Origin of the sequence: Paenarthrobacter sp. NPDC057981 (assembly GCF_042886835.1) — a bacterium.
In the GTDB taxonomy this organism is placed as follows: Bacteria; Actinomycetota; Actinomycetes; order Actinomycetales; family Micrococcaceae; genus Arthrobacter.
In genome coordinates this window covers 15,432-42,199 of the sequence record NZ_JBHVQI010000034.1, presented here as the reverse complement: position 1 = coordinate 42,199, position 26,768 = coordinate 15,432, and the positions used below count along the sequence as shown (strand labels likewise).

General features: G+C 63.3%; 26 protein-coding genes. 9 read left to right on the top strand and 17 right to left on the bottom strand.

Features of this window, described 5'->3' with window-relative positions:
* Positions 1–57 precede the first annotated feature (57 nt).
* The 9 genes from ACFVSI_RS20600 to ACFVSI_RS20560 form a co-directional block, all read right to left on the bottom strand.
* Entirely contained in the window at positions 58–210 is a 153-nt protein-coding gene (locus tag ACFVSI_RS20600) for a hypothetical protein (RefSeq protein ID WP_262277776.1), read from the bottom strand.
* Between the two features lie 18 nt (positions 211–228).
* Entirely contained in the window at positions 229–1,314 is a 1,086-nt protein-coding gene (locus tag ACFVSI_RS20595; protein ID WP_387827899.1) for a YihY/virulence factor BrkB family protein, read from the bottom strand.
* Complete coding sequence (locus tag ACFVSI_RS20590; protein WP_144662363.1) at positions 1,241–1,918, bottom strand: 2'-5' RNA ligase family protein; 678 nt, start codon at positions 1,916–1,918, stop codon at positions 1,241–1,243. Before ACFVSI_RS20590 ends, ACFVSI_RS20595 begins: the two co-directional genes overlap by 74 nt.
* A 4-nt stretch (positions 1,919–1,922) precedes the next feature.
* Complete coding sequence (gene trpS / locus ACFVSI_RS20585; protein WP_387827896.1) at positions 1,923–3,014, bottom strand: tryptophan--tRNA ligase; 1,092 nt, start codon at positions 3,012–3,014, stop codon at positions 1,923–1,925.
* A gap of 11 nt (positions 3,015–3,025) precedes the next feature.
* Positions 3,026–3,868 (bottom strand): exodeoxyribonuclease III, encoded by an 843-nt coding sequence (locus ACFVSI_RS20580; RefSeq protein ID WP_387827893.1) that lies wholly within the window; start codon positions 3,866–3,868, stop codon positions 3,026–3,028.
* A 10-nt stretch (positions 3,869–3,878) separates the two neighbouring features.
* Positions 3,879–4,445, bottom strand: a complete 567-nt coding sequence (locus ACFVSI_RS20575; protein ID WP_387827890.1) for a hypothetical protein — start codon at positions 4,443–4,445, stop codon at positions 3,879–3,881.
* Between the two features lie 125 nt (positions 4,446–4,570).
* A complete protein-coding gene (locus ACFVSI_RS20570; protein WP_262277770.1) occupies positions 4,571–5,404 on the bottom strand; it encodes an ABC transporter permease in 834 nt (277 codons plus the stop codon).
* Positions 5,401–6,255, bottom strand: coding sequence for an ABC transporter permease (locus ACFVSI_RS20565; protein ID WP_387827887.1), 855 nt, complete (start codon positions 6,253–6,255; stop codon positions 5,401–5,403). The genes ACFVSI_RS20570 and ACFVSI_RS20565 overlap by 4 nt, the downstream gene beginning before the upstream one ends.
* Positions 6,256–6,263: 8 nt before the next feature.
* On the bottom strand, positions 6,264–7,193 hold the full coding sequence (locus tag ACFVSI_RS20560; RefSeq protein WP_387827902.1) for an ABC transporter ATP-binding protein: 930 nt from the start codon (positions 7,191–7,193) through the stop codon (positions 6,264–6,266).
* 238 nt (positions 7,194–7,431) lie between these two features.
* Here ACFVSI_RS20560 and aqpZ point away from each other — a divergent pair, with 238 nt between their 5' ends.
* Positions 7,432–8,211, top strand: a complete 780-nt coding sequence (gene aqpZ / locus ACFVSI_RS20555; protein WP_387827884.1) for an aquaporin Z — start codon at positions 7,432–7,434, stop codon at positions 8,209–8,211.
* Between the two features lie 10 nt (positions 8,212–8,221).
* On the opposite strand, the gene ACFVSI_RS20550 is transcribed toward aqpZ, so the two are convergent.
* The 5 genes from ACFVSI_RS20550 to glyA form a co-directional block, all read right to left on the bottom strand.
* Complete coding sequence (locus tag ACFVSI_RS20550) at positions 8,222–8,542, bottom strand: SHOCT domain-containing protein (protein WP_387827881.1); 321 nt, start codon at positions 8,540–8,542, stop codon at positions 8,222–8,224.
* 139 nt (positions 8,543–8,681) lie between these two features.
* Positions 8,682–9,347 (bottom strand): response regulator, encoded by a 666-nt coding sequence (locus tag ACFVSI_RS20545; protein WP_387827878.1) that lies wholly within the window; start codon positions 9,345–9,347, stop codon positions 8,682–8,684.
* Positions 9,344–10,420, bottom strand: a complete 1,077-nt coding sequence (locus ACFVSI_RS20540) for a sensor histidine kinase (RefSeq protein ID WP_387827875.1) — start codon at positions 10,418–10,420, stop codon at positions 9,344–9,346. Before ACFVSI_RS20540 ends, ACFVSI_RS20545 begins: the two co-directional genes overlap by 4 nt.
* 216 nt (positions 10,421–10,636) lie before the next feature.
* Positions 10,637–11,530, bottom strand: a complete 894-nt coding sequence (locus ACFVSI_RS20535) for a bifunctional methylenetetrahydrofolate dehydrogenase/methenyltetrahydrofolate cyclohydrolase (RefSeq protein ID WP_387827872.1) — start codon at positions 11,528–11,530, stop codon at positions 10,637–10,639.
* Positions 11,531–11,672: 142 nt separating this feature from the next.
* Positions 11,673–12,974, bottom strand: coding sequence for a serine hydroxymethyltransferase (gene glyA, locus ACFVSI_RS20530; protein WP_387827869.1), 1,302 nt, complete (start codon positions 12,972–12,974; stop codon positions 11,673–11,675).
* Positions 12,975–13,211: 237 nt separating this feature from the next.
* Here glyA and purU point away from each other — a divergent pair, with 237 nt between their 5' ends.
* Both purU and ACFVSI_RS20520 read left to right on the top strand, forming a co-directional pair.
* On the top strand, positions 13,212–14,063 hold the full coding sequence (gene purU / locus ACFVSI_RS20525; RefSeq protein WP_387827866.1) for a formyltetrahydrofolate deformylase: 852 nt from the start codon (positions 13,212–13,214) through the stop codon (positions 14,061–14,063).
* Between the two features lie 89 nt (positions 14,064–14,152).
* The gene (locus ACFVSI_RS20520; protein WP_387827863.1) at positions 14,153–14,674 is read left to right on the top strand and encodes a gamma carbonic anhydrase family protein; all 522 of its coding nucleotides are present in this window, start codon (positions 14,153–14,155) and stop codon (positions 14,672–14,674) included.
* Between the two features lie 132 nt (positions 14,675–14,806).
* Here ACFVSI_RS20520 and ACFVSI_RS20515 read toward each other — a convergent pair whose 3' ends face one another.
* Entirely contained in the window at positions 14,807–16,516 is a 1,710-nt protein-coding gene (locus ACFVSI_RS20515; protein WP_387827860.1) for a flavin monoamine oxidase family protein, read from the bottom strand.
* The gene (locus ACFVSI_RS20510; RefSeq protein WP_387827857.1) at positions 16,513–18,027 is read right to left on the bottom strand and encodes an amino acid permease; all 1,515 of its coding nucleotides are present in this window, start codon (positions 18,025–18,027) and stop codon (positions 16,513–16,515) included. Before ACFVSI_RS20510 ends, ACFVSI_RS20515 begins: the two co-directional genes overlap by 4 nt.
* 110 nt (positions 18,028–18,137) lie before the next feature.
* Here ACFVSI_RS20510 and alr point away from each other — a divergent pair, with 110 nt between their 5' ends.
* The 3 genes from alr to ACFVSI_RS20495 all read left to right on the top strand — a co-directional run bounded on the left by alr (position 18,138) and on the right by ACFVSI_RS20495 (position 21,396).
* Positions 18,138–19,370 (top strand): alanine racemase, encoded by a 1,233-nt coding sequence (gene alr, locus ACFVSI_RS20505; protein WP_387827854.1) that lies wholly within the window; start codon positions 18,138–18,140, stop codon positions 19,368–19,370.
* On the top strand, positions 19,360–20,967 hold the full coding sequence (locus tag ACFVSI_RS20500) for a PucR family transcriptional regulator (protein WP_387827851.1): 1,608 nt from the start codon (positions 19,360–19,362) through the stop codon (positions 20,965–20,967). The genes alr and ACFVSI_RS20500 overlap by 11 nt, the downstream gene beginning before the upstream one ends.
* Before the next feature lie 150 nt (positions 20,968–21,117).
* Positions 21,118–21,396 carry a hypothetical protein gene (locus ACFVSI_RS20495; RefSeq protein ID WP_387827848.1) on the top strand — a complete coding sequence of 93 codons (279 nt, stop codon included), beginning with the start codon at positions 21,118–21,120 and terminating at the stop codon, positions 21,394–21,396.
* Here ACFVSI_RS20495 and ACFVSI_RS20490 read toward each other — a convergent pair.
* Positions 21,393–22,238, bottom strand: coding sequence for a carbon-nitrogen hydrolase family protein (locus ACFVSI_RS20490; RefSeq protein WP_387827845.1), 846 nt, complete (start codon positions 22,236–22,238; stop codon positions 21,393–21,395). The two genes, ACFVSI_RS20495 and ACFVSI_RS20490, sit on opposite strands and share 4 nt — an antisense overlap.
* Before the next feature lie 304 nt (positions 22,239–22,542).
* Here ACFVSI_RS20490 and ACFVSI_RS20485 point away from each other — a divergent pair, with 304 nt between their 5' ends.
* From ACFVSI_RS20485 to mmsB, 3 genes are all read left to right on the top strand, one after another.
* On the top strand, positions 22,543–23,733 hold the full coding sequence (locus ACFVSI_RS20485) for an ROK family transcriptional regulator (RefSeq protein ID WP_387827842.1): 1,191 nt from the start codon (positions 22,543–22,545) through the stop codon (positions 23,731–23,733).
* Between the two features lie 130 nt (positions 23,734–23,863).
* The gene (mmsA, locus tag ACFVSI_RS20480) at positions 23,864–25,420 is read left to right on the top strand and encodes a multiple monosaccharide ABC transporter ATP-binding protein (protein ID WP_262277755.1); all 1,557 of its coding nucleotides are present in this window, start codon (positions 23,864–23,866) and stop codon (positions 25,418–25,420) included.
* Positions 25,421–25,465: 45 nt separating this feature from the next.
* The gene (gene mmsB, locus ACFVSI_RS20475) at positions 25,466–26,737 is read left to right on the top strand and encodes a multiple monosaccharide ABC transporter permease (RefSeq protein ID WP_262277754.1); all 1,272 of its coding nucleotides are present in this window, start codon (positions 25,466–25,468) and stop codon (positions 26,735–26,737) included.
* Positions 26,738–26,768 lie beyond the last annotated feature (31 nt).

Below are 26,768 nucleotides of genomic sequence, written 5' to 3'. Positions count from 1 at the left end.
GCTTATGGCCCATCCTGGGGTGGATCATGGGCCATAAGTGACCCCGCGTTGCTCTTGTCAACGACGGCGGGGGCCCACTGCCGCGCCCACGAGGGCACCAAGACCAACGCCCAGAAGGATTCCCAGAAAGGGAGAGTTGAAGATCAACTGCCCTACGATGAGCCCCACAGCAGCACCCAGGAGGCAGGAAATCCACAGCTGATTGTTCATTCTGCCTCCAATGGTGGCTCAGGTACGCGGCACTACACGACGCGAACCGAGGACCTTCTTCCGTGGATTCTCCCCCGATTCCGTATCCGCCTCACGAACAGCCGACCACGATGCCGAAACCAGGTACACCTGGCTCACCAGGTTGAACCAGATCAGCAGGCCAATGATGATGGCGAACGATGCCAGGACGGGATTGTTGCCGGAGCGGGCAAGAAGTTCAGTACTGAAGAACTGCAGAATGGTGGTGCCTACTCCTGCCAGCACTACTCCTTCAAGGAACGCTCGCCGGGTCAACGAGAGGCCACCGGCGACGCGGAACAGCACTGCCGCCGTCGCGCAGTTCAGCAACAGCGGAACCGCAATTTTGATGACCGCGGCGATGGGGGCGGCAACATTCTCGTCAAGATGCAGCAGCTGGAAAAACCAATCCGCCGCTGTTCCAAAGATCAGGGAGGCACCGGCACTGACCACCAGGATCACGCCGAGGAGCAGCAGGGTGCCGGCATCGATGAGCTTCTGGAGGATGGCGTTGCGCACCAAAGGGCCGTCGTTCATGACGCCACGCAAGCCTTCCCTGACACTGGCGATCCAGCCGAGGGAGGTGAAGATGGTGACGGCAGCAGCGATGACTGCAGTCCAGCCCAGGCCCGAGGGATTGAGCAGCGATTGGGGATCCACCAGGCCCTCGCCGCCATTGACCTGCAGCAAGCCCGGCGCCGCGGAGGCCACGCTTCGGATGACTGCGTCCTCCAGTATCGGGTTGCCGCCCAAGACAATGCCGGCGATGGCGAAGCCCGTGGTGAGAAGACCTGTTACGGAGAAAAACATGTTGAAGCCGATGCCGGCACTCAGCAGGGGCCCGTGTTGGCGCGTGTAGTGCTGGAACGAGCGCATGACCCGGTTGGTGTTCAACCGTGCCATGAAGAGCGCGAAGAAAGCACCGGCTTTCTTCAGCGGACCTTCCCCGGCGCGCTTGGCATGACCCCAGTCCTGCCGCTTCCGGAGCAGCTCAAGCTTGAGTTTCGCCAGTTCAGTTGGCAGTGGAGGAGCGTCTGCCTCCGCGGCCTGAATCCGCTTGCTGTTCTTCGTCAGTATCGCCGCCAAAGTCGAGCTCTTCCCGTAGCTGCCAAATTCCATTGGTGTCGTGCTCGTAAAGTCCCATGCTAACCACAGGGAAGGTGGCTCGGTAATCTCTGAGGACCGTTTCGGCCTCATCAAGATTTTCCTGGGCGACGTCGTGCGCCACGGTCACGTGCGGGTGGTACGGAAAAGGAAGTGTCCGTTCGAGGGGGCCGCTCTGGAGTTTCTCGTGCAATTGCACGCACTCCTCAAAGCCTTCTTCGACATTTACGAACACCACGGGCGAGACGGGCCGGAAGGATCCCGTGCCGGAAATCGTGATGTGGAAGGGCTCCTGGTTGCGGGCTACTTCCCTCACGTGTTCACGGGTAGCCGCCCAGTCCTGGGTAGGAGTGGTGGTGATCAACGTGATGTGGGCGGGAATGACATCAGCCATCGGGTCCCCGAAGGAAGCCCGCCATTCCTGGAGCTCACGGGCTACCTCGGGCGGGAAACCCAGGATCACTCCCACACACATGGCGTCACCGGCGCCGCAATCAGCGCCGGTGACAGCGGGCTGGCGGGAGTCGTCAGGGCCCACACCCTTGCGGGTGTCGGTCTTGACGTTGAGCTGGCCAGCGGCGCACATGGACTTAGAGGGCTCCCTGGTTCCCGAGGGCCCCGCGGTAGGGCAGGAAGCCAACCTTGGAGTAGACGTCAGCGAGCGTGGCAGAGGCGATTTCCCGTGCCTTGTCTGCACCGTGTGCCAGGAGCCGGTCCAGTTCCGCGGGATCGGCCAGGAGTTCGTTCGCCCGCTCACGGATAGGTGCCAGGTGGCCGGAGACAAGCTCGGCCAGGTCCACCTTCAGGTGTCCGTACATCTTGCCCTGGTAGTCCGCCACAATCTTCTCCACCGGAGTACCACTGATGGCCGAGTAGATGGTCAGCAGGTTGGATACGCCTGGCTTGTTCTCACGGTCGTAGCGGATCTCGGTTTCGGTGTCCGTGACGGCGGACTTGATGCGCTTGGCCACAGTCTTGGGGTCGTCCAACAGGTTGATGAGACCGGCCGGTGATTCCGCGGACTTGGACATCTTGGCTGTGGGGTTCTGGAGGTCGTAGATCTTGGCCGATTCCTTCTGGATGAAGGCCTCAGGTACCTGGAACGTCTCCCCGAACCGGCTGTTGAAGCGGTTGGCCAGGTCCCGGCTCAGCTCCACATGCTGTCGCTGGTCCTCGCCCACCGGTACACCGTGCGGCTGGTACAGGAGGATATCCGCAGCCTGCAGGATCGGGTACGTGAACAAGCCAACGCTGGCGTGGTCCGACCCCTGCTTTTGGGCTTTGTCCTTGAACTGGGTCATGCGGGCGGCCTCGCCCATGCCTGTGATGCAGTTCAGGACCCACGCCAACTGGGCATGCTCCGGCACCTGGGACTGGACGAACAAGGTGCACTTCTCCACGTCAACCCCACCAGCGATGTACTGGGCGGCAGTGACCCTGGTACGCCGGGCGAGCTCCGCTGGATCCTGCGGCACCGTGATGGCGTGCAGGTCCGGGATGAAGAAGACGGCGTCGTACTCGTCCTGCATACGGACCCAGTTGACCAAGGCGCCGAGGTAGTTGCCGAGGTGCAGCGAGTCAGCGGAGGGCTGCATGCCGGAGAGCACCCTGTGCTTGGCGCCGACGGCCAGCTTGGTGGATGTGCCGGCAGACGTGGCGGTTTCAGTGGTGGAGCTTGTCATGGAGGAATACCTTAGGGAACTTGGAGCCGGTAGTCGACTACCAGCGGTGCGTGGTCAGAAAAGCGGGTGTCCCACGAAGGCGCCCGGTCAACCACAGCGGATAAAGCAGCTGCCGCGAGGTCCGGGGTGGCCAGGTGGTAGTCGATGCGCCAGCCAGTGTCAGTGTCAAAGGCCTTACCGCGCTGGGACCACCAGGTGTAGGGGCCGGCGACATTTCCTGCCAGGCCCCTGTGGACATCCCTCCATCCGATTTCTTCGCCGAGGAAGCGGTCGAAATAGGCCCGCTCCTCCGGGAGGAAGCCGGCACGCTTGACGTTGCCCTTCCAGTTCTTGATATCGAGTTCTGTGTGCCCGACGTTGAGATCGCCAACCACCAAAGCATGATCGCTGTGCTTGGCGAGCTCAGGAAGCCGGGTGATCATGGCGTCGAGGAAGCGGAACTTGTCATCCTGCTTCTGGGTGCCGACTTCGCCGGAGTGCACGTACGCGCTGACCACCGACAGCGTGGAGGACTCCCCCGCCGCGTTCTTGACGTTAAAGTCGGCTTCAACCCAGCGCCCTGAGGTATCGAAGTAGGAATCGCCAATGCCCACGCGGGTTGCCGTGGGTTCCTCACGGGAAGCAATGGCCACGCCTGCGCGGCCCTTTGCTTCAGCTTCGGTGTGGAGGATGTGCCAGCCCTCGCCGATCAGCTTCCTGACGATGTCGTCAGGTGCGCGGACTTCCTGCAGGCAAAGAATGTCGACCCCGCGCGGCTCCAGCCATTCCGCCATGCCGTTCTTGTAGGCAGCCCTGAGGCCATTGACGTTGACTGATGCGATGCGAAGGAAGTCCTTCTTCAATGCCGTACTCACCCGCTCTACTCTAGTCGATGATGGTGCCGGCCACGGGCTCGTCGGAGCCGCCGGAAGACTTGATCATATCCCTGGCATTGGTGGCCGTAATGGCGATGGTTTCCAGTGCGCGGTCGATGGTGTCCTGGTTCGCGGCGGCACCCTTGGCGCGCTCCTCATCCACGACACGTACCTGGACCTGGACGATCTTGAAGGAGTGGTCCAGTTTGAGGTCCCGGACCTCGTCTGCCTGGCTTCGCTCGGCGACCACACGGGTGCCGCCGTTGTCAGCGACGTTCGACGATGGCGCGCGGCCGGCTGCTGCGTTGAACGCATTGTGCGCTTCGGTCAGCTTTGCGCCCGCCCGCTGGGCTGCCCTGCGGATGCTCAGGACCACGAAGGTGGCCAAGGCCAGCCAACCGAAGGCCACCACCGCCACAACCCAACCGACGACGTCGTTCTGGTTGGCCGCAAAGATAACGGCTACCAGGAAGGCGATGATGACGACCGTCATCCCCAGGCCACCGATGCGGAAGCCCTTGAACATGCCTTTGCCGGCGGCGGACGTGGACGGGTGCGGGTCACCGAGAGATTGCATGAACCCATTCTCTCAAACGCACAAAGGTGCCCCGGACGCTTCCACGGACGGCGAACACGCGGGTTTTTGTACACCTAATGCGCCTAAAAGGCCCGCATAAGCGCGTTAGCTGTACAAAAACTCCATCATTTGAGGAAGAGTCGGCGCAGCCTTCCCGTGGTGAGCATGATTCCCAGGGCGATCATCACCAGGTAATAGCCCACGTGGATGGCGGTGGCAGGGGTGAAGACACCCACACTGATCTGCCGCAGAAGCTCCACTCCGTGCCACAGGGGCATGGCCTGGATGAACCACTGGATCGGCTGCGGGTAGACACTCAGCGGATAGAACGTGGCGCTGAACAGGAACATGGGCAGGAGGAAGAAGTTGATCCAGTCCATCTGCTGGAAGGTCTTCATGAAGCTGGTGATGCCCATGCCGAAGCTGGCGAAGCCGAAAGCGATCAACACCGACGCTGGAATCACCAGGATGGCCCACCAACTGGTGAGCAGCCCCATCACACCCATGACCGCCGTGAACCCCGTGGCATAGAGAAGACCGCGCAGCAACGCCAGGAAAATTTCCCCGATGGCAACGTCCAACGGGCCAAGGGAGGTGTAGAGCATCCCCTGATACAGCTTGGCAAAGTTCATCTTGAAGAAGACGTTCCACGTGGAGTCGTAGATGGCGCCGTTCATCGCCGAAACCGCCAGGAGTGCAGGGGCGATGTAGGCGGCGTAGCTGATCTCCGCACCTCCCGGCCCTTGCACGGTACCCACGATCGAGCCCATACCCACCCCCATGGCCAGCAGGAAGAGCACGGGCTCGAAAAAGCCGGACACCAGGACCAGCCAGGTGCTCGATTTCGCCGCCATCAGGCCGCGCCCCACCACGGCCCGGGCGTTGCGGGAGTACAGGGAACCGAACTTCCGTTCCCTGGCAAGATCGGTGGCGCTGTGCCCGCCTGTCAGGACGCTCATGAGCCCATCCTTTTGACGAATTGGCGGCGGACCAGCACCCAGCCCACGGCGGCTGACGCCAGCAGGAACACTGCGTGGGTGATGGTCAGCAGCGGGTTCTCGTCCATCCCGTAGGTGAACACCCTGCCCAGCTCCGTGCCGTGCCACACCGGAGAGATCCAGCCGATCCAGCGCACGGCAATCGGCAAGGTATCCAAGGGGAAGAACGTTCCGGAGAAGAGGAACAAGGGCATCACGATGAACCGCTGAACCAACGCGAACTGCCCCTTGTCCTGGGTGATGCCCGCCGCATAGGCCATAAGTGGCAACCCGAAGGAAAGTGCCGCAACAGTCGCGACGATGGCAGAGACCCAACCCCACGGACCCGGCGATGCACCGGACATGGCCACCACCGCGAAGTAGACCACCGACTGCAGCAGGAACCTCAGCGTGCTGGCCATGATGTGTCCGCTGGCGATCTGCTGCGGTGTCAACGGCGATGCATGCGGCCCGTAAAACACGCGGCGCCACTTGAATCCGTCCATGACAGGATAGGAAAACTCTCCCGACGCCGTCATCACCGCCGCGGACACCAGCAACGCCGGCGCAACGAACTCCAGGTAGCTCACCCCGCCGAAGGCCGACGCACTGTTGGCGTCCACCAAACTGGCCAAGCCGACACCCATGGCGAACAGATATGCCACGGGCTGCCCAACGCTGTACAGGATCACGGACCAGCCGTAATTGCGCATGACCCGGAGGACTTGCTCGGCGTAGAAGAAGGAGCCCCAACGGCGCGCCCGGGCAGCCGAAACCTCAGGTGGGTGCGCCCGCAAAGGGGGCACCGCCGTCGTGATTGGTTTGTCAGTCAACGGTCCCCCTAGTCAACGAGGCTCCTGCCCGTCAGCCGCAGGAACACGTCCTCCAGCGATGATCGGCGCACCAGAGACGTCAGCGGCCGCAGCCCCCGGGCGGTGACCTGCTCCAGTGCGGCCTCGCCATCGTGCGCGTAGATCAGCACGCGGTCGGGCAGCGTCTCGAGACGCTCGCCGATGCCTTGAAGTTCGACGCCGATGGTCGCGTTCCGCTCGGAACCGAACCTGAGCTCAAGTACTTCGCGCGACGAATGCTCGCGGATCAATGCAGCCGGCGAGCCTTCGGCCATGATCCGGCCCTTGTCCACCACGATGAGCCGGTCGCAAAGCTGCTCGGCCTCGTCCATGTAGTGCGTAGTGAGGATGAGCGTGACCCCGCTTTCCTTGAGCCTGAACAGCCGGTCCCAGAGAATGTGGCGCGCTTGCGGGTCCAGGCCGGTGGTGGGCTCGTCCAGGAGCAGGATGCGGGGTTCATTGATGAGCGAGCGGGCGATGGTGAGCCGTCGCTTCATGCCGCCGGAGAGCGCATCAACCTTTGAGGTGGCTTTGTCCGTCAGCTGGGCGAATTCCAGGAGCTCATCGGCCTTGGGCCGCAGGTAGCTCAGGGGCAGCCCGAAGTACCGGCCATAGACAATGAGGTTCTCGCGGACCTTGAGCTCTTCGTCCAGGTTGTCCTGCTGTGGAACGACGCCCAGATGCGCGCGGACCTCGGGGCCGTGCGTCTCGGGGTCCAGGCCCATGATGCTCAGCGACCCGGAAGTGCGTTGGGAGACGCCGCCGATCATTTTCATGGTGGTCGACTTACCGGCGCCGTTGGGTCCCAGCAGGCCGAAAGACTCCCCCGCCGGGACGTCGAAGGAGATGTTGTCGACAGCGGTGAGCTCACCGTAGGTCTTGGTGAGGTTGCGTGCGCTGATGACTGCAGGTGGGTTCATGTCGAAGCTGGCTTGTGGTGATTCCGGCGAGGCAGAGCGGATTGCTTCATTGTGCACCCTCAGCAGACTAGTAGCGCCGGGGAAGATGTGAAAGATCTATTCCGCAAATTTATTGAATATAGTCGCCCCCGCGAGCGCCGCGTGTTCCGGAAAAGATGGGCTGAACCGCGTCACGAACCTGGGTTTCGGCAGACCGTCCATATGTGGAGCGAAACGCCTCCGCGATGAAAGGACAAGAATGGCCAGCCGAAATACCCGAACCACCCCACGTCCCACGGATCGTGATACTAGCCCGACGTTGACTTCCAGGCTGGGAGCCGAGGCCCTTGGTACTTTCATCCTGGTCTTTGGTGGCGTGGGCACCGCCCTGTTCGCAGCGAACTTCCCGGATGCAGCGAACACGTTGGGCGTAGGGTTTCTCGGCGTATCACTGGCGTTCGGTCTGACCGTCGTTGCAGGCGCCTACGCGTTTGGCCACGTCTCCGGTGGACATTTCAACCCGGCTGTCACCATCGGGCTGGCAGTTGCCGGGCGGTTTCCCGCCAAGGACATCGCAGCATATATCGTGGCCCAGGTTGTGGGCGGCGCGGCAGCCTCCAGCGTGCTGGCCGCCATCGCGGCAGGGGGTCCCAACGGCTTCTTCACTTCCGCCCGGGCCAGTGGCTTCGCCTCCAATGGTTTCGGTGATCACTCCCCCGGAGGCTTTGGCCTCGTCTCGGCCCTGGTCATCGAATTTGTGCTGACGGCGGTCTTCGTCCTGGTCATCCTCGGCGTCACGGACCGGCGTGCTGCGCCAGGGTTCGCTGCTCTTGCCATTGGCCTCAGCCTCACGCTGATCCATCTGGTCAGCATCCCCGTGACCAACACTTCAGTGAACCCGGCCCGTTCCATCGCAACGGCCCTCTACGGCGATGGCTGGGCTCTCGGGCAGCTTTGGGTCTTCATAGTCGCTCCCATCGCCGGCGCCGTCGCAGCAGCGGCGCTCTACCGTCGTGTGTTTGCAGCGACAACGAACTGATTCCGGACCTTCAAGACGAGGGCTGCGAGCGCAGCACTTCCAGCCGCTGCCGGAACTCGGTCTCATCAATCTCTCCGCGGGCATACCGTTCGCGGAGCACACCCTCAGCTCCCTGCGTTGCCGCCCACTGGTGATTACGCCGCCAGGTTCTGCGGGCGGTGAAGATGACCAAGCCGATCACGATGATCCAAAACAACGGGAACAAGAGGAAGAACGGCCAGGCGACACCGTCTCCCCACGGACCATGGGCGGCGACGACGGCCGGGAGCTGCGCAAGGGAGCTTCCCAGCGTGGTGGTTTCGCCAACGATTGACGTCAGTGCTGTGAACATGTCAGTGGTCCAAACTCTCTCCGCCGGTTGCGGCGTGAACCGTCTTTCGGCTCTGGGTCCAGTCTGTCCAGCCACCGCCGGAAAGGCGTCCGACGTCGGGAGTCACCTTGCGGTGCCCGCCTACTCCGCGGGGAGTGGGTCAGCTGCTCCAGCCGGGTTTCACCAGTCCGGACTCGTAGGCCAGCACCACCAGCTGGGAGCGGTCCCGGACCATCAGCTTGGTCATGATGCGGGATACGTGGGTTTTGGCGGTCAGGGGCGTGATGTAAAGCCGTTCGGCGATCTCCGCGTTGTTCAGGCCTGCCCCCACCAACGCAAGGACTTCCCTTTCGCGGTCCGTGACCTGGTCCAGCGGGATGACCTTCCCTGCGGCGCGACTCTGTGAGGCGAGCTGGGCCATGATGCGCCGCGTCACGGAGGGCGAGAGCAGGGCGTCACCGTCGTGGACCACGCGGACGGCCCGGATGAGTTCGGTCGGTTCGGTGTCCTTGACCAGGAACCCTGCCGCGCCGGCACGAACGGCCTCCGCGATGTACTCGTCCAGTTCGAAGGTGGTGAGAATGATGACCCGCGTTCCCACCAGTGCGGGGTCGCTGAGGATCCTTCGGGTGGCAGCCAGGCCGTCTTCGTCCGGCATCCGGATGTCCATGAGGATGACGTCGGGCCTGTCCCGGTTCGCGAGGCGGACGGCATCGCGCCCGGTGCCCGCTTCCCCCACCACTTCCATGTCCGGTTCAGCATCCAGGAGCGCGCGGAAGCCTGCCCTGATGAGGGTTTGGTCGTCGGCCAGGAGGATGCGGATCATGGGCGGGTCCCTTCGGGCTGCATCGGCAGGATCGCTTCGACGCGCAGACCCTGGTCCAACTCGTCGAGGGTGAGACGGCCCCCCAACGCGGCGACCCTCTCCCGCATCCCCGTGAGTCCGTTGCCGGGTAGCGCGCCACCCATGCCATCGCCGTCGTCCTCAATAGTCACCATCAGGGCACCGGCGGCTGGGGCGAGGCGCACGACGGCGGATTGGGCACCTGAGTGCCGTCCGACGTTGGTGAGGGCTTCCTGGACGATCCGGTAGGCAGCTTCCTGTTGTGCGGGGCCCACGAGCTGGGGGTCGGAGTCGTCCTGCAGGATGACCCGCAGACCGCCGAGCCCCGCATTCTTCACAAGTTCGGGAATGCGGTCCAGAGTGGGCCTGGCGGCCGGTGCCAGTGGGATGTCTTCACGCAATACGCCCAGGAGTTGGCGGACTTCGTTGAGCGATTCCTTGCTGGCGGCCTTGATGGCTTCGAGGGCGGGCCTGAGCTTCTCTGGATCGTCGGCGCCCACATGCAAAGCCACGGAAGCCTGCACGTTGATCATGGACAAGGAGTGGGCCACGACGTCGTGGATGTCGCGGGCCAGCGTGAGCCTGTACTCGTCACGTTCGGCTTTTTGTGCGTCCTCCCGGCGGCGCCGATATTCGGCGAACCGTTCGCTCCGGCGTCGTATCCCCTGTCCGATCAACACCAGGATCGCCGCCCAGGCCACACCGGCTGATGCACGCACCGGCCAGTTTTCGTCGCCGGTCAGGGCGGCCGCCGCGATAACGGCGGCAGCGGCGATTCCCGCACCGGTCCAGGCATGCCAGCGCAGGCCTGCGGCTGCCGTCATGATGATGGCGAGCGCCAGGGACAGGACGATAGGCCCCCAGGCATAGCCCAGCAACAAGTAGGCGGCGGTGGCGGCAAGCGCGACAGGGAGCATCGCCCGCGGCTCGCGCTTCCGGAACGCGAGGCCGGCTGGACCGGCGAGCAGCAGCAGGACCGCCAACGCGTCCAACGGCCGTGGCGCATCCTGATGGCCGGCGGAGAACAGCGTCCCCACAATCTGGATAAAAGCCACCGTGATGACGATAAAGCTTGTGGGCGGACCCGCGAAACGGCGGCCTTGGAAACGGCGTGGGCCGGGGAAGTGCTGTGGCCCCGGACGCCGCCTGGGCTCACGGGAACGGGGCTGCATACACAGAGCCTAGCTTCGGTGATGCCGTTAGTCGTCGGATTAACGGAGCAGGGCGCCTACTCCGTGGGGAGTAGGCGCCCTGCCGGGGTTTGGAGAAAGCTACGCGATGCCGGCCTGGCGCTCGGCGCTCTCCACGACGTTGGCAAGGAGCATCGCGCGGGTCATCGGACCCACGCCACCCGGGTTCGGGGACAGCCAGGCGGCGACGTCGGCAGCGGCCGGGTCCACATCTCCGGTGACCACAGCCTTGCCGTTGCCGTCGTCCACGCGGCTGACACCGACGTCGAGCACGATGGCGCCCGGCTTGAGGTCCCCAGCCTTGATCATGTGCGGCACGCCGGCGGCAGCAATGACGACGTCGGCCTGCTTCAGTTCCGCGGGCAGGTCCACGGTTCCCGTGTGGGCCAGGATCACCGTGGCGTTGACTTCCTTTCGCGTCAGCAGCAAGCCGATCGGGCGGCCGATGGTGACGCCTCGGCCGACCACCAGGACGCGCTTGCCCTTAAGTTCGATGTTGTGACGCCGAAGCAGCTCCACACAGCCCTTGGGCGTGCAGGGCAGCGGCGACTTCATCTCGCCGTTCACGTTGGCCACCAGGCGGCCAAGGTTCATCGGGTGCAGGCCATCGGCATCCTTGTCCGGATCCATGGCTTCAAGGATGACGTCCTGGTCGATGTGCTTGGGCAGCGGAAGCTGGACGATGTAGCCCGTGCATTCAGGGTTTTCGTTGAGCTCCTGGACAACCTTGAGCAGTTCTTCCTGGGTGATGTCCTCAGGCAGGTCGCGGCGGATGGACTGGATGCCGACCTCGGCGCAGTCCTTGTGCTTGCCGCCGACGTACCAGGTGCTGCCGGGGTCCGAACCCACCAGGATGGTACCCAGGCCCGGGACAATGCCCTTGCCGGCCAGGACGGAAACGCGTTCGGTCAGTTCTGCCTTGATGGCTGCGGCGGTGGCCTTGCCGTCAAGGATCTGTGCGGTGGACTGTGTCATTCCAGCTGCTCTTTCTGGTGGGTGAACTGTGGGAGGCTCATGCCAACGGGATCCGACGCCGTAGATGTGGCGGCGGATCCCGTTGCTCCGGTTCAATGCCCGGGTAGTGCTTTTTACTGCTTCTTGGTGCTAGCCAGGCTGTTTACCACTGCTCGTGCTGCGGGTACAGCGGGAAGTCAGCGGCCAGCTTGTCGACGCGGGCCTGGAGGGCTTCTGCATCGACGCTGCCGGTGGCGCCCTTTACGAGGGCGGTGGCGATGATCTCGGCAACCTCGGTGAACTCGGTGGCGCCGAACCCGCGGGTAGCCAGGGCAGGCGTACCGATGCGGAGGCCGGAGGTGACCATCGGCGGGCGGGGGTCGAATGGAACGGCGTTGCGGTTCACCGTGATTCCTACGGAGTGCAGGAGGTCTTCGGCCTGCTGGCCGTCCAGCTTCGAGTTGCGCAGGTCAACCAGGACCAGGTGGACGTCGGTGCCGCCGGTGAGGACCGAGACGCCGGCGTCGGCGACGTCGGACTGGTTCAGGCGGTCGGCGATGATCTTGGCACCTTCAAGGACGCGTTCCTGGCGCTCCTTGAACTCTTCGCTGCCGGCGATCTTGAAGGCAACAGCCTTGGCCGCGATGACGTGCATGAGCGGGCCACCCTGCTGGCCCGGGAAGACGTTGGAGTTGATCTTCTTGCCGTACTGCTCCTTCGCAAGGATGACGCCTGAACGCGGGCCTGCGAGGGTCTTGTGCACGGTGGAGGTGACGACGTCGGAGTGCGGCACCGGGCTCGGGTGCAGGCCTGCTGCGACCAGGCCGGCGAAGTGGGCCATGTCCGTCCAGAGCAGGGCGCCAACCTCGTCCGCGATGGAGCGGAAGGCAGCGAAGTCGAGGTGGCGGGGGTACGCGGACCAACCGGCGATGATGACCTGCGGCTTCTCGGCGATGGCCTGCTCGCGGAGCTTGTCCATGTCGATACGGAAGTTGTCTTCTTCGACCTGGTAGGCGGCCACGTTGTAGAGCTTGCCGGAGAAGTTCAGCTTCATGCCGTGAGTGAGGTGGCCACCGTGTGCCAGGGACAGGCCAAGGATCTTGTCGCCCGGGGTGATCATGGCGGACAGTGCTGCGGCGTTGGCCTGTGCACCGGAGTGCGGCTGGACGTTGGCGTACTCAGCGCCGAACAGTTCCTTGACGCGGTCGATCGCGAGCTGCTCAGCGACGTCGACGTATTCACAGCCGCCGTAGTAGCGCTTGCCCGGGTAACCCTCGGCGTACTTGTTGGTCAGGACGGAGCCTTGGGCTTCCATCACGGCGCGGGGGGCGAAGTTTTCGGAGGCAATCATTTCCAGGGTGCCTCGCTGGCGGCCAAGCTCCTGGTCGAGGACTGCGGCGATCTCGGGGTCGAGTTCGGCGAGCGACTGGTTGCTGACAGACGCTGAAGTGGTGGTGTTAGTCACGGAGATCTCCTGGCTAGGCAACGGGTGGTGCTACAGGTCAGGCTACCGGCAGCAGCATTCCCGCGTCCCGTTGATGACGGGAGGCATCGGTCACGTGCGTGCGACGGTAAGACATGACCCTCGGCCCAGGCGTACGATCCGTGGTCTTCGTGATTGCCGCTCCCTGGTGGTAGTCCACCCAACGCCAGTTGCGACCCGTTAACAGTACAACAAGGCAGCACCGGTAGGCTTGTTCGTGTGACTGACTCCACCGCTTTTGTTGTGACCCTTTCCTGCCCCGACCGTCCCGGCATCGTCCACGCCGTTGCCGGCGCCCTCCTTGGTGCGGGGTGCAACATCGCCGATTCGCAACAATACGGAAGCCCCACCACAGGCAACTTCTTCATGCGTGTGGAGGCAACGACGTCGAGCACCCAGGCGGAACTGACGGCGGCCCTGCAGCCTGTCGCCGAAACCTTCGGCATGACGTGGCAGATCAACCCCGTCGGCGAAAAGGTGCGCACCATCATTCTGTGTTCCAAAGATGCCCACTGCCTGAACGACCTGTTGTTCCAGCAGCGCGCCGGAACCCTGCCCATCGAGGTTCCGGCCATTGTGTCCAACCACCGCGACCTCGAGCCCTTGGCGGAGTTCTACGGCATCCCGTTCCACCACATCCCCGTCACTGCCGACACCAAGCCGCAGGCCGAGGCCGAACTCCTGAAACTCATTGCCGAGCATGACGTTGAGCTCACCGTCCTGGCCCGCTACATGCAGGTACTCTCCAACGATCTCTGCACGGAGCTGAACGGCAAGGCCATCAACATCCACCACTCGTTCCTCCCCTCGTTCAAGGGCGCCAAGCCGTACCACCAGGCGCACGCGCGCGGCGTGAAGATCATCGGTGCCACGGCGCACTATGTGACCGCGGACCTGGACGAGGGTCCGATCATCGAGCAGGAAGTCATCCGGGTGGACCACGCCCGCACGGCAGCGCAGTTCGTCCAGATGGGCCGCGACGTAGAAGGCCGCACCCTTGCCCAGGCTGTCCAGTGGCACGCCGAACACCGGGTGCTTTTGGACGGCACCCGCACCGTGGTGTTCAACTAACCCCTGCACCCAACCAGGGGACAGCAAACGCTCCACTGACCCCTCATAGCGACATTTGCTGTCCCCTGGTTGGGAATATGCTGGGGCACATGGCTCCCTCTTACACGTTCGCCGGGGATACCCCGGCCATCCATGAAACCGCCTTCGTGGCACCAACTGCCTCCATCATCGGGAAGGCCACGCTGGCCCAGGACTCCAGCGCCTTCTACGGCGTCTCCGTCCGGGCCGACACCGCCGCCGTCAAGGTTGGCGCGGGGTCCAATCTCCAGGACAACGTTGTCCTGCACGCAGATCCCGGCTTCCCCTGCACCGTTGGTGAGCGCGTCTCTGTGGGGCACAGCGCAGTAGTGCACGGGTGCACTGTGGAGGACGACTGCCTGATCGGCATGAGCGCCACGATCCTCAACGGTGCTGTGATCGGAACGGGTTCGCTCATCGCGGCCGGCGCCGTGGTCCTTGAGGGCACGGTCATCCCGCCGCGCTCCTTGGTGGCGGGAGTACCGGCGAAGGTCCGCCGTGAGCTCACGGACGAGGAATTCGAAGGCGTGAAGCACAACGCCGCGCATTACAAGGATCTGGCCGCCGCGCACAGGGAGATGCACTGGGGTTAAATGCGAATGCGAGGCCCGCTTTGCGTCCCCACCGCCTCCCTGACTTCGCAAGCTCAGCCAGGGAACCCGGGCGGCGTGGGCCCTGCAATGAGGTTGTAGTGCGCAAAACGGGCCTCGCAAGGCTAGAGGGTATTAGTCCAGCGAGATCGGACCGAGCTCGTCCAGCAGGTCACCCGGACCAGGGTTCCCGGCAGCGGAAGATCCACCCAGGTGGTTCACGACGCCCCACACCGCGTTCAGGCCCGTGGTCACGGCGCCTTCTGCCCATCCTGCCGTGAAGGACACGTCGTCGCCGGCCAGGAAGATGCCGCGCTGGTCCTGGGGCAGCTTGTCCTGCTTGAAGTGCGTGAACAGGCGCTGCTGGTAACGGTAATGCCCGGGCAGGTTCGCTTTGAAAGCACCCATAAAGTTCGGATCGGCTTCCCAGGACACCGTAATGGGCTGGCCCACAATGTGGCTGGCAATATCCACGCCCGGGTAAATCTGCTCCAGCGAGTGCAGCATCAGCTTCACACGCTCCTCCGCAGTGAGCGCGAGCCACTTCAGGGCATCATCATTCCAGGTGTAAGACAGGAGGATGACAGCGGGCTTGTCCGGGCCGTCGTCGAGCAGGTACGTTGCCCGGTTGAGGCGGTCGGTGAGAGTCATGGACAACACTTCGCGGCCGGTCTCCGGGTCGATGTCCTTCCAGAACGGGCGGTCAACCATCACGAAGGTCTTGGACGACTGCATGTAGTGCGAGCGTTCAATGGCGGTCCACATCTCAGCCGGGAAGAGCGCTTCTTCAGTGTGGATGCGGGTGGAGAGCAGCCAGGACTGGCAGGTGGTCACCACAGCCTGGTAGTTGGCTTCGCGCCCCCAGTTCTCCCGGACCACAAGGTCACCGTTATCCGCGCGGCGGATGTTGTCCACCGCCCCGCGGGGCGAACCGGAGTGCAGCGAGGCCAGCGAGGTGCCTTCCGGCCAGTGCTTAATGCCCGACGGCGCGTGGTTCCACAGTGCCTCGGGGAGCCTTTGCGCTCCTCCCGCAATGGAGCGGTGCCGGTCATCGGCGTCGGTGTACACGACGCGCAGGATTTCAAGGATGGAGTTGGGGAAATCGGTGTCCCAGCCACCCGTGCCGAAACCTACCTGGCCGAACGCCTCACGGTGCGCGAACCCGGCTTCCTTGAACGACTTGCTGGCCGCGATGAAGCCATAGAAGGTCTGTTCATCCAACTCCGGAAGGAGGGCGTTCCACAGTTCCTTGATCCGCTTGGTGTCGCGCGCTTTGATTGCTTCCTGCATCTCAGCGAAGGCTGCGCCGTCGTTGATCGCGGCTTTCCAAGCGTCTGCGACCTCGCGGAAGAACTCGGGCAGTTCGTCAGCAGTGGTGGCGTAGTGCTTCTTGCCAGCAAGTTCGATCACGGTGCTGGACGTTGCCGGCGCCATGGGGTTGGGGAAGTCGTTGGTCTCCAGGCCCAGCAGATCCACGTAGTGGTAGAAAGCCCTGCCGGACACCGGGAAGCGCATGCCACCGAGATCGGCCACGACGCCGGGAGCAGAGGGGAAACTGGCTGTCCGGAGCCGGCCGCCGATCTGGTCGGCCTCGTAAATGACCGGCTTAAGGCCAAGCTTCATGAGTTCGTAGGCAGTCACGAGTCCGGAGAGCCCGGCACCGATGACGGCCACCTCGGTTCCGTACTTCTCTTCCGGGACTGTCCCGAGTCCGGCCGGGTTGGCCAGGTAGTGGTCGTAGCTGAAGGGGAAGTCCGGGTTCAGCATGGTGATCGGATCCCCGGTGCCGCGGTCACCTGCCTCAGCGGCCGCGTCTGCGAGTGGGAGTTCGGTAGCGATGGTCATGGCTTTGCTGCTTTCACAGGTTCCGGGCCCATGGCCCTGGTTGTCAGTTCACGGTAGTCCTGCTCGCTGAGCGCGGCTACCTTGGAGTTCCGGCGTCCATAGCCGAAGTAGATGGCGATGCCCACCAGCATCCAGACACCGAAGGTGATCCAGGTGTCGGCACCAAGGTTGAGCATCAGGTAGGCACACATCAGGGCACCCAGGATCGGCGTGACGGGATACAGCGGGACGCGGAAGCTGCGCTCAAGGTCCGGACGGTTCCGCCGAAGGTAGATCACCGCGATGTTTACCAGCGCGAAGGCGAAGAGTGTGCCGATGCTGGTGGCGTCAGCGAGCGCTCCCAACGGCACCAAGCCGGCGGTGAGGGCGACGGCGGTACCAATGATGAGCGTTCCGGCCACCGGGGTGCCGGTCCGGCTGGAGACCCGGCCGAAGATTTTGGGCACCATGCCGTCGCGGGACATGGACATCATGATGCGGGTTTGCCCGTAGAGAACTGTCAGGACAATGCTGGCGATCGCCAGCACAGCGCCGACGGAAAAGACCAGGGCAATCCAGGGCTGGCCCGTGATTTCATGCAGGATCTGAACCAGTGCCGCTTCGGTACCGTCGAACCATCCCCAAGGACGGGCACCGATTGCCGCCACTGAGACCAGGACATAGATGCTGGTGACGATCACCATGGAGAGCATGATGGCCCTGGGCAGGTCGCGCTTGGGGTTCTTGGCCTCTTCACCGGCGGTGGAGGCGGCGTCGAATCCGATGTAGGAGAAGAACACGCTTGAGGCGGCGGCCGAAACACCGGCGGCACCCATGGGCAGGAGTGGCTCGAAGTTGCCTGCGTTGAACGCCGTGAAGGCCACCGCGCAGAAGAAGATCAGGATGCCAACCTTGATGATGACGATTGCCGTGTTGATCCACGCACTCTCGCGGGCACCCCTGACCAGGAGAATCATGGCGAAGACCACGATCACCACGGCGGGTACGTTGACCAGGCCCCCGTCCCCCGGCGGCTGCGACAACGCGTCGGGAAGGAATTGCCCGAAGGCTGCCAGGGTCTCGTTGACATATTGTCCGGCCCCGACGGCAACGGCTGCTACGGAGACCGCGTATTCGAGGACGAGGCACCATCCACAGATCCACGCCATTCCTTCGCCCATGGTGGCGTAGGAGTAGGAGTAACTTGAACCCGCTACGGGGACAAGCCCTGCCATTTCGGCGTAGGAAACGGCTGAGAGAAGTGCGGCCAGCCCGGCTATGACAAAGGAGATCCAAATCGCCGGACCCGCCAGTGGAACGGATTCGCCAAGGATGACGAGGATGCCGGTGCCCAGGGTGGCGCCGACGCTGATCATGGTCAGTTGCAGCACGCCGAAGCTGCGAACCAGCGGAGTGCCGCCTTCACCGCTGCCGGACTCGCTGACCATTTGCCCAATGGGCTTACGACGCAACAACTGGGCTCCCAGGCCCAGCCTGGCAGCACTCACCGCCGCAGTGTTTTCGGTGTTCACAGGCACAGTCACCCTTGACGTCCCTTCCAAGTAGTTTCGATTTCCCCTCCACAAGACTGGCATGTGAGCCACCTCTCACCACGGTGCAAAATGACCTATAGTGTTCAACCATGAGACGTAATGCACACTATCAAGAGCCCGCCACGGCGGTCCTCTCCGGGCAGGTCACCGTTGATCTGTCTGCTATTTCAGACAATGTCAAAGCCCTGAAAGGGCGCACTGAAGCGCCGTTTTTCATGGCTGTGGTCAAGGGCAACGCCTACGGCCACGGCTTGGTGGAAGTTGCCAGAACGGCAGCAGACGCGGGGGCCGACTGGCTGGGTACCGCCCAGCTCACGGAAGCCATCGCCCTCCGCAAGGCGGGGATCACCTTGCCCATTCTTTCCTGGCTCTATCTGGCATCCCAGACAAGTGCCACCATTCTTGAAGCACTGGAAAACGACATCGACGTCTCCCTCGGCAGCGTCGGCCAACTTGAGGTGCTGGCAGGCATCGCGGCCCGCCTTGGCCGTCCCGCCGTCGTGCATCTGGAACTGGACAGCGGCCTTAGCCGCGGCGGCGCGCGCAAGGAAGACTGGCCGGAACTCGTGGCGCAGGCACGGCAAGCGGAGCTTGACGGCACCCTGCGCGTGCGGGGCCTCTGGACCCACCTGGCCTGGGCCGATGTTCCCGCGCACCCGGGCAACGCCGCCGCAGTGGCGGAGTTCGAGGACGCTGTCCGCGAGGCCCGTGAGGCAGGATTGACACCCGAACTCAGGCACGTTTCGAGCTCTGCGAACATCCTGGACCGGCCCGAATTCCACTTCGATATGGTTCGAGCCGGACTCGCAATTTACGGCCTGGCTCCGGCCGACCATCTGGACCCCGCCGACTTCGGACTTCGCCCCGCGCTCAGCGTCACGGCCCCGCTGGTGATGGTCAAAAAAGTCCCCGCAGGCACAGGCGTGAGCTACGAGCACCAAGCCATCACCTACGAGCCCCGCTACCTTGGACTCATCCCGTTGGGCTATGCGGACGGCATTCCCAAGGGCATCAGCGGACGCTCGGTAGTGAACATCGCAGGCCGCAGTGTCCCCGTGATCGGCAAAGTCTGCATGGACCAGTTCATGGTGGACCTTGGACCGGACGCTGCCGGAATTACTGTCGGTGACACCGCTGTGCTTTTCGGTGATCCCGCCAAAGGGGCCGCGAGCGCCGACGACTGGGGTGCCGCGATCGGCAGCCACGGGGACGAAATCATAAACCGGATAGCGCCGCGCCTCCCGCGCGCCTACTCCACCAGTGCTTACGAGTGCCCCGACTACCAGGAGCCGGCCTCCGCCGGGCAGGGCAATGTCGCCTGAGCCCGCCACCGCCCGCCTCAGTTTCGTCACGCTCGAACAGTTCGTTGAGCAACTGCCGCCGGAGTTGACCATGCTTCACGACGGCGGCAGCGGCGCCTCGTTGCTGAGGTGGGTGGAACCCAGTGAGCTGGAAGACCCCACGCCCTACCTGCCGGAGGGCGAGTTCCTCCTCACCGCCGGGCTGCCCTTCCTTGGGAAGGGTGGTTCGGCGGCGAAGGTGGACGCCTACGTCCGGCGACTGGTGGATGCGAAGGTTGCTGCGCTCGGTTTCGGGATCCGACCCTATTTCGACGCCGTTCCCGACGCGCTGCTCGAAGCGTGCCGCACGCACAACCTCACCTTGTTCGAGGTCCCGGAGTCGGTTCCTTTCGCGGCCATCGGCTTGGAATTCTCGCAGCTGCTTGAATCGGACAATGCCCGGGTTTTCCGGCAGCTCGCCGAGACCAACCGCCAACTCATGCGCGCGGTCCTCTCCCCGCGGCCCGAACACGAATTGCTGGCTGCCCTCGTGCAACGGGTGCCGGTGTGGGCACTGCTGGTGGGGGCCGACGGGCGGGTCCGTGCCCGTGGGCACAATGCCGGCGGCAGCACCGGCGTCGAACATTCGTTGCTGGCACCCATGCTCGAGCGGTTGCTGTCCGGCAGCGGTCCGCGCGTGGAGATGGACGGGTTTGAACAACCAGGTTCAGCCTTGGTGTTCGGGCACCCGCTCCGCAGCACCAAGGACGCCAACCTCGGTGCGTTGATCCTTGGTTCGGATGCTCCCCTCTCTCCCGCACAGAACAACGTGGTCCAGGCCGCCGTGGGCCTGCTGGAGTTACTCGTGCGGCAGCGAACAAGCGGTTCCCTTGCGCCCAGTCAACTGGCCACGGCGATGTTGCTGCATCCGGAGTCGCTCGTGTCCGGCGGAACGAAACACGTCAATGGCCTGAAGGATCTGCTGGCCCAGAGCCTGTCGTCCACCCGGTCCGCCCAGATGAGGGTGGTACAGGGTGTCCGGGTAGAGGGGACTGTGGACGATGGTCCCGTGCGCGAAGTACTCCAATGGCGCCGGCTCTTCGATACGAAGCTCGTGGAGATCACCGAGTACGGCTTCGCGGCAATCACCCGCCTGAAAGTGGACGACTCCCTGTTGGCCGACGTCGAAAAGCTCGGCTGGCGATTGGTGATTGGCGAACCCACCGAACTGCATGGCCTCTCAGCGGCCTACCAGCGTGCAAGCTCATTGCGAAGCCGCGTGGTCTCCAGTGGCGTGAGTGCCCGGGTGGATGAAGTGACCTGGTCCGTTACCGGGTTGTTGGGCCGGGAAGCAGGGACCATGCTTGCCGGGCGCCTGCTGGCACCGGTGCTGGTCCTGGAACCTGACCGGAGGGATCCGCTGTTGTGCGTCCTGCGGGGATGGCTGAGCGAAAACGGCAGCTGGGACGGCTCCGCCAAGCTGCTCGGCCTGCACCGCAACAGTGTGCGGCGGCAAATTGGCGTGCTGGGCGAGCTCCTGGACATGGACCTCAACCAGGCGCAGGTCCGGGCCGAGCTGTGGTTCGCGCTGCAGTATGTGGACGAATTGGCAGGGGCTGATCCTGGGGGCACCACCTAGATGAAGCCGAATTCGTCTGTGCAAGCAGCTTCCACCACTCATTTTTGCCGTTTACACCACCTAATTTGCCTACTTGGCGCCTAGGGGGAAGCCTCATGAATCATAAGCTTCAGGAACACTTTCCGCGTTCGATCCATAAGGAGCAATACAGTGACCAAGCTGCCCGCACTGACCCCCAAACTACGGGTGTCGATCGTCATCGCGTTTGGAGTGGCGCTGCTCGTTTGGTTTGCAACCGGCTCACTCCCGGGCCACGGAATCGTTAAAGCAGCTCATCTTGACCTGCAGAACACCGCGGACGGCGGATTCCGGCTTGGACTCGACATCGCAAACGGTGCCATCCTCGGCATGGTGCTGACCGTCGGGCTCATCGTCTCCCTGGCCAACCTCATCCGCGTCCACCGCAAGCGGATCCGGACAGGATCCTAGCTCGCCCACTCCCGGTACAGTTCCGGCCTGCGCTCACGCAGGTAAGGGACTTCGTCACGGGCAGCTTTGACCGTATCCGTGCGGACCTCGGCGAACAGCAGTGCTGCTCCCTCCCCCGCAGCAGCCAACAGCGAGCCATCGGGACCGGCCACCACGCTGCCACCCAGGAAGTTGTACACGTCCTCATGCCCTGAGTGGTTTGCGTATGCCACGTTCAATTGGCTTTCCAGGGCCCGCGCACGAATGAGTACCTGGGGCACGTTGTCGAATCCGGCTGACAGTGCCGTTGGCACCAGCAGGAGTTCGGCACCACGGGTGGCTGCGGCGCGCACTGCCTCGGGGAACTCGACGTCGTAGCAGATCAGCATCGAGGTGCGGATTCCGTTGAAATCCACGACGCCGGGAGGTTCTTCGGCGCCGACGAATGCCTTGTGCTCTTCGGGACCGAAGAGGTGGACCTTGGCATAGTTGAGGACCTCGTTGCCTGCGGCGTCCAGCAAAGTAGCCGTGATGTGCCATGCGTCATCAGCGTGCGGTGGCTCCGCGGCGTCGTCGTGCGTGTCCTGACGCTGTACCCGCGCCAGGGCCGGGAGGCTGTAGACCAAGCCAATCCCGTGCGTGCTGGCAATCCCGGCCAGGCGGTCGCGGATCGCCGGGAGCGTTGCCGGGTCCAACTCCGCGTGCAGGCGCAACGGAGCGTAACCAACCGGGAAGAGCTCCGGCGTGAGGAGCAGGCCGGCCCCCGCGTTGGCGGCGCGCCGGGCTGCGTCGTCGATAGTGCGCAGGTTGGCGTCCACATCCAAAACGGAAGCGTTCGCCTGCAGGATTGCTAGCAGCATCATTACCACCTTGTTTCGCCTGATCCCCGCCGATCGCAGGCAGGAACATCTTCTTGCTTCAAGCCTAGGCCCGGCTCCGCTGCGTGCGCCGGGGCAATTGGACCTGCGGGCCCCGAACGCGGGACTCATTGCACGCGACCCTTTGTTGCCAGGCCTGCTCTACGCCTTGAAACTTGGAAATAGAGCGCATATCCGGCCTTGCAAGGGGTGCCTGGCAGTCAGCTTTGTGTTGGAGTATGTCAGTGAAGCTTGACTCGCTGTGTTCACTTCTTGACTGCAACATGCCTTCTGGGGCAATCTTCTTGTCATGCCCGCAACGCAGCGCTCAACGAAGAGCCACCCAAGAAATCCCGGCTCGCAGTCGGCGCTCCGCCACCTGAACCAGCAGCGCATCATCGAGTGCTTGCTGAGTGGGCCATCCACGCAGGCAGAGCTTTCGCGGCAAACCGGACTCTCCACGGCAACGATCTCCAACATCGTCAAGATCATGCAGAACGCCGGTTTGGTCTCCACCGAACCGACCACGAGCTCCGGCCGGCGGGCAACCAACGTGAGGCTGAACAGCAACGGGGCCGTCGCCGTCGGAATCGACTTTGGACGCCGCCACCTCCGTGTGGTCCTGGCTTCCTTGGGGTATCACGTCATTGCCGAGGATTACATTGAATTGCCCCTGGGTCATCAGGCAGAAGAGGGCATTGCCGCAGCCGTCCGCCTGCTCGAAAAACTGCTCCGCGAAAACGGCATCGACCGCACAGCCGTCGTGGGTGCAGGGGCCGGCATTCCAGGGCCGATCGACCGCAGATCGGGCACCGTGGCCCAGGGAGCCATCCTGCCCGAGTGGGTTGGCATCGACATTCTCCACCGGCTGGAAGAGGCCCTGAACTGCCCCGTCTTTGTTGACAACGACGCCAATCTGGGCGCGTTGTCCGAAGTGACCTGGGGCCCACACAGCGGGGTCTCCAACCTGATGTTCCTCAAGATCGGCTCGGGCATTGGCGCGGGCCTGATCCTGAACGGTTTCCCGTATTACGGCAACGTGGGCATCACCGGGGAAATCGGCCACGCGACCATCCATGAGCATGGCTTGGTGTGCCGCTGCGGCAACAGGGGTTGCCTCGAAACGATAGCGTCCACCACCACCATGATCGAGTTGCTGGGGCGCGGCCAGGACACCCTGCTGACGCCGCTGGACATCGTCCGCAATTGCCTCGCCGGAGACTCCGCGACCCAACGCGTAGTCGACGACGCCGGCCTGGCGGTCGGCCGCGCACTGGGCAATGTCTCCAACCTGATCAACCCCGAAGTGATAGTAGTCGGCGGCCCGTTGGCAGGGCTTGGAGACCTTCTGCTGGACCCTATCCGAAGAGGCCTGGTGCGCCATGCCGTGCCGGTGGTCGGCGAGACGACGCACCTTGCGATGTCTTCACTAGGAGCCCGCGCCGAAGCCCTCGGAGCGGCCGCATTGGTGTTCCAACACGCCGGTATTACCGGTAGGTAACGAAATCGTTAGCTGGATCATGCGTTCAAGTCTTGACGACAAGATAGGTGATCCAGTTTACTTTTTCATCAGACAGCTCCGCCGCTTGCGGAGCCGACAACGAAGTCATGCATTGGAGGCGTAAGGGCTGATGACATCCCTCGACACGCAAGGCGAGCCCATCCTGTTGGAGATGCGCTCCATCACCAAGGAATTCCCTGGAGTGAAAGCCTTGTCGAACGTAAGCCTGCGCGTTATGGCCGGTGAGATCCACGCAATTTGTGGCGAGAACGGTGCAGGAAAATCCACGCTGATGAAGGTCCTGTCCGGGGTGTACCCCTACGGCAGCTACACCGGCGACATCGTGTACCAGGCCGAAACGCAGCAGTTCAAGGACATCCGTGCCAGCGAAGCAGCGGGCATCGTGATCATCCACCAGGAGCTGGCGCTGATCCCGGAACTTTCCATCATGGAAAACATCTTCCTGGGCAACGAACCCACCAAGTGGGGCGTCATTGACTGGGCCGAGGCCCGTAAGCGTTCCCTCGAACTCCTGGCCCGTGTGGGCCTCCGGGAGGACCCGGACACCCCTATCAAGGAGATCGGCGTTGGCAAGCAGCAACTGGTGGAAATTGCCAAGGCGCTGAACAAGTCCGTGAAGCTTCTGATCCTGGATGAGCCCACGGCGGCCCTGAACGAATCGGACTCCCAGCACCTGCTGGACCTGATCCTTGGCCTCAAGGGCCGCGGCATCACCTCAATCATCATTTCCCACAAGCTCAACGAGATCGAGCAGATCGCCGACGAGATCACCATCATCCGCGACGGCAAGTCGATTGAAACCCTGAACGTCAAGCGCGACGGCGTGGACGAGGACCGCATCATCAAGGGCATGGTCGGCCGGACGCTCGAGTCACGCTTCCCGGACCACGAACCGAAAATCGGCGAGGTCTTCTTCGAGGTCAAGGACTGGACCGTGGGCCACCCGCAGATCCAGGACCGCCTCATCTGCAAGGGCTCCAACTTCTTTGTGCGTCGCGGCGAAATCGTCGGCTTCGCGGGCCTCATGGGCGCCGGCCGCACGGAACTGGCCCGCTCGGTGTTCGGCCATTCGTACGGCCGCTTCATCAAGGGCCAGATCTACAAGGACGGCAAGCCGATCCAGATCCGCAGCGTCCGCGCCGCGATCGACGCCGGGCTTGGCTACGTGACCGAGGACCGGAAATCGCTCGGGCTGAACCTGCTGGACGACATCAAGACCACCACGGTCGCGGCCAACCTTCGCGCCATCAGCAACTACTCGGTTGTGGATGACCGCAAGGAGTTCAGCGTCGCGGAGGAGTACCGGAAGTCGCTCCGGACCAAGACCCCATCGGTTGAGGAAGGCGTAGCCAAACTCTCCGGCGGCAACCAGCAGAAGGTGGTGCTGGCCAAGTGGATGTTCACGGACCCGGACCTCCTGATTCTGGACGAGCCCACACGCGGCATTGACGTCGGCGCCAAGTATGAGATCTACGGCATCATCCAAAGGCTGGCGAACCAAGGCAAGGGAGTGATTGTCATTTCCTCGGAGCTTCCAGAACTCCTGGGCCTGTCCGACCGCATCTACACCATTTTCGAAGGCGCCATCACCGGCGTTCTCGACAAGAACGAAGCAAGCCAGGAAAGCCTCATGAAGCTGATGACTTCCTCACGCAAAGCAGCTTGACCCTTTGGCCCAGCCCCGCCCCTTCCTGACACAAGGACCAAAACAATGAACGCGCTCAAGAAGCTATTTGGTGGCAATACCCGCCAGTTCGGCATGATCTTCGCCCTGGTGGCACTTATCGTCTTCTTCCAGATCTTCACGGACGGCCGCACGTTGACCCCCGGCAACGTGATCAACCTGTTCAACGGCAACTCCTACATCCTTATCCTGGCCATCGGCATGGTCCTGGTGATCATCGCCGGCCACATCGACCTGTCCGTAGGCTCCGTGGCAGCCTTCGTGGGCGTATTCGTGGCCCTTGCAATGCGCGACTGGGGACTCCCCTGGTGGGCCGGCGTCATCTTCGGCCTGCTCTTGGGTGCTGTGATCGGCGCCTGGCAAGGGTTCTGGGTGGCCTACGTGGGCATCCCCGCGTTCATCGTGACATTGGCGGGCATGCTCCTGTTCCGCGGTTTCAACCAGTTCGTCGGCAAGTCCAACACCATCCCCGTTTCCAAAGACTTCCAGTTCCTCGGCTCCGGTTACCTGCCTGAAATCGGACCAAACACCGGATTCAACAACCTCACGTTGCTCCTCGGTATCGTTGCCGCCGCGTTCGTCATCATCATGTCCCTCCGTGCCCGCGCTGCCAACAAAGCCCTCGGCGCCGACGTTCCCGAACTCTGGGTCGAAGTCACCAAGCTGGTCCTGATCTGCGGCGCCATCCTTTACGCCACGTACCTGTTTGCCACCGGCCGCCCCGGAACGTCCTTCCCCATTCCGGGCCTGATCCTCGCGGTCCTGGTGCTCATCTACGGTTTCATCGCAGACAAGACAGTCCTGGGCCGCCACGTTTACGCCGTGGGTGGCAACCGCCACGCAGCCGAGCTGTCCGGTGTCCAGTCCAAGAAGGTCAACTTCATGGTCATGATGAACATGTCCGTGCTGGCAGGTCTGGCAGGCATGATCTTCGTTGGCCGCTCCACGGCATCGGGCCCGTTCGACGGTGTCGGCTGGGAACTGGACGCCATCGCAGCCGTCTTCATCGGTGGCGCCGCCGTTACCGGTGGTGTTGGTACTGTGATCGGCTCAATCGTCGGTGGCCTGGTCATGGCGGTCCTCAACAACGGCCTCCAGCTCCTGGGTGTCGGTGCCGACCTCACCCAGATCATCAAGGGCCTGGTGCTCCTGGCAGCCGTTGCCTTCGATGTCTACAACAAGTCCCAGGGCAAGCGTTCCATCACTGGCCTGTTGCTGAAGAACTTCCAGCGCAACAACAACGAGCTCAAGCCGGACGAAGTCACGTCCACCAAAGAGGTCATCTCCAAGGAAGCCTGAGCTTTCCGCCACAAACTTCTCCACGCAGAAG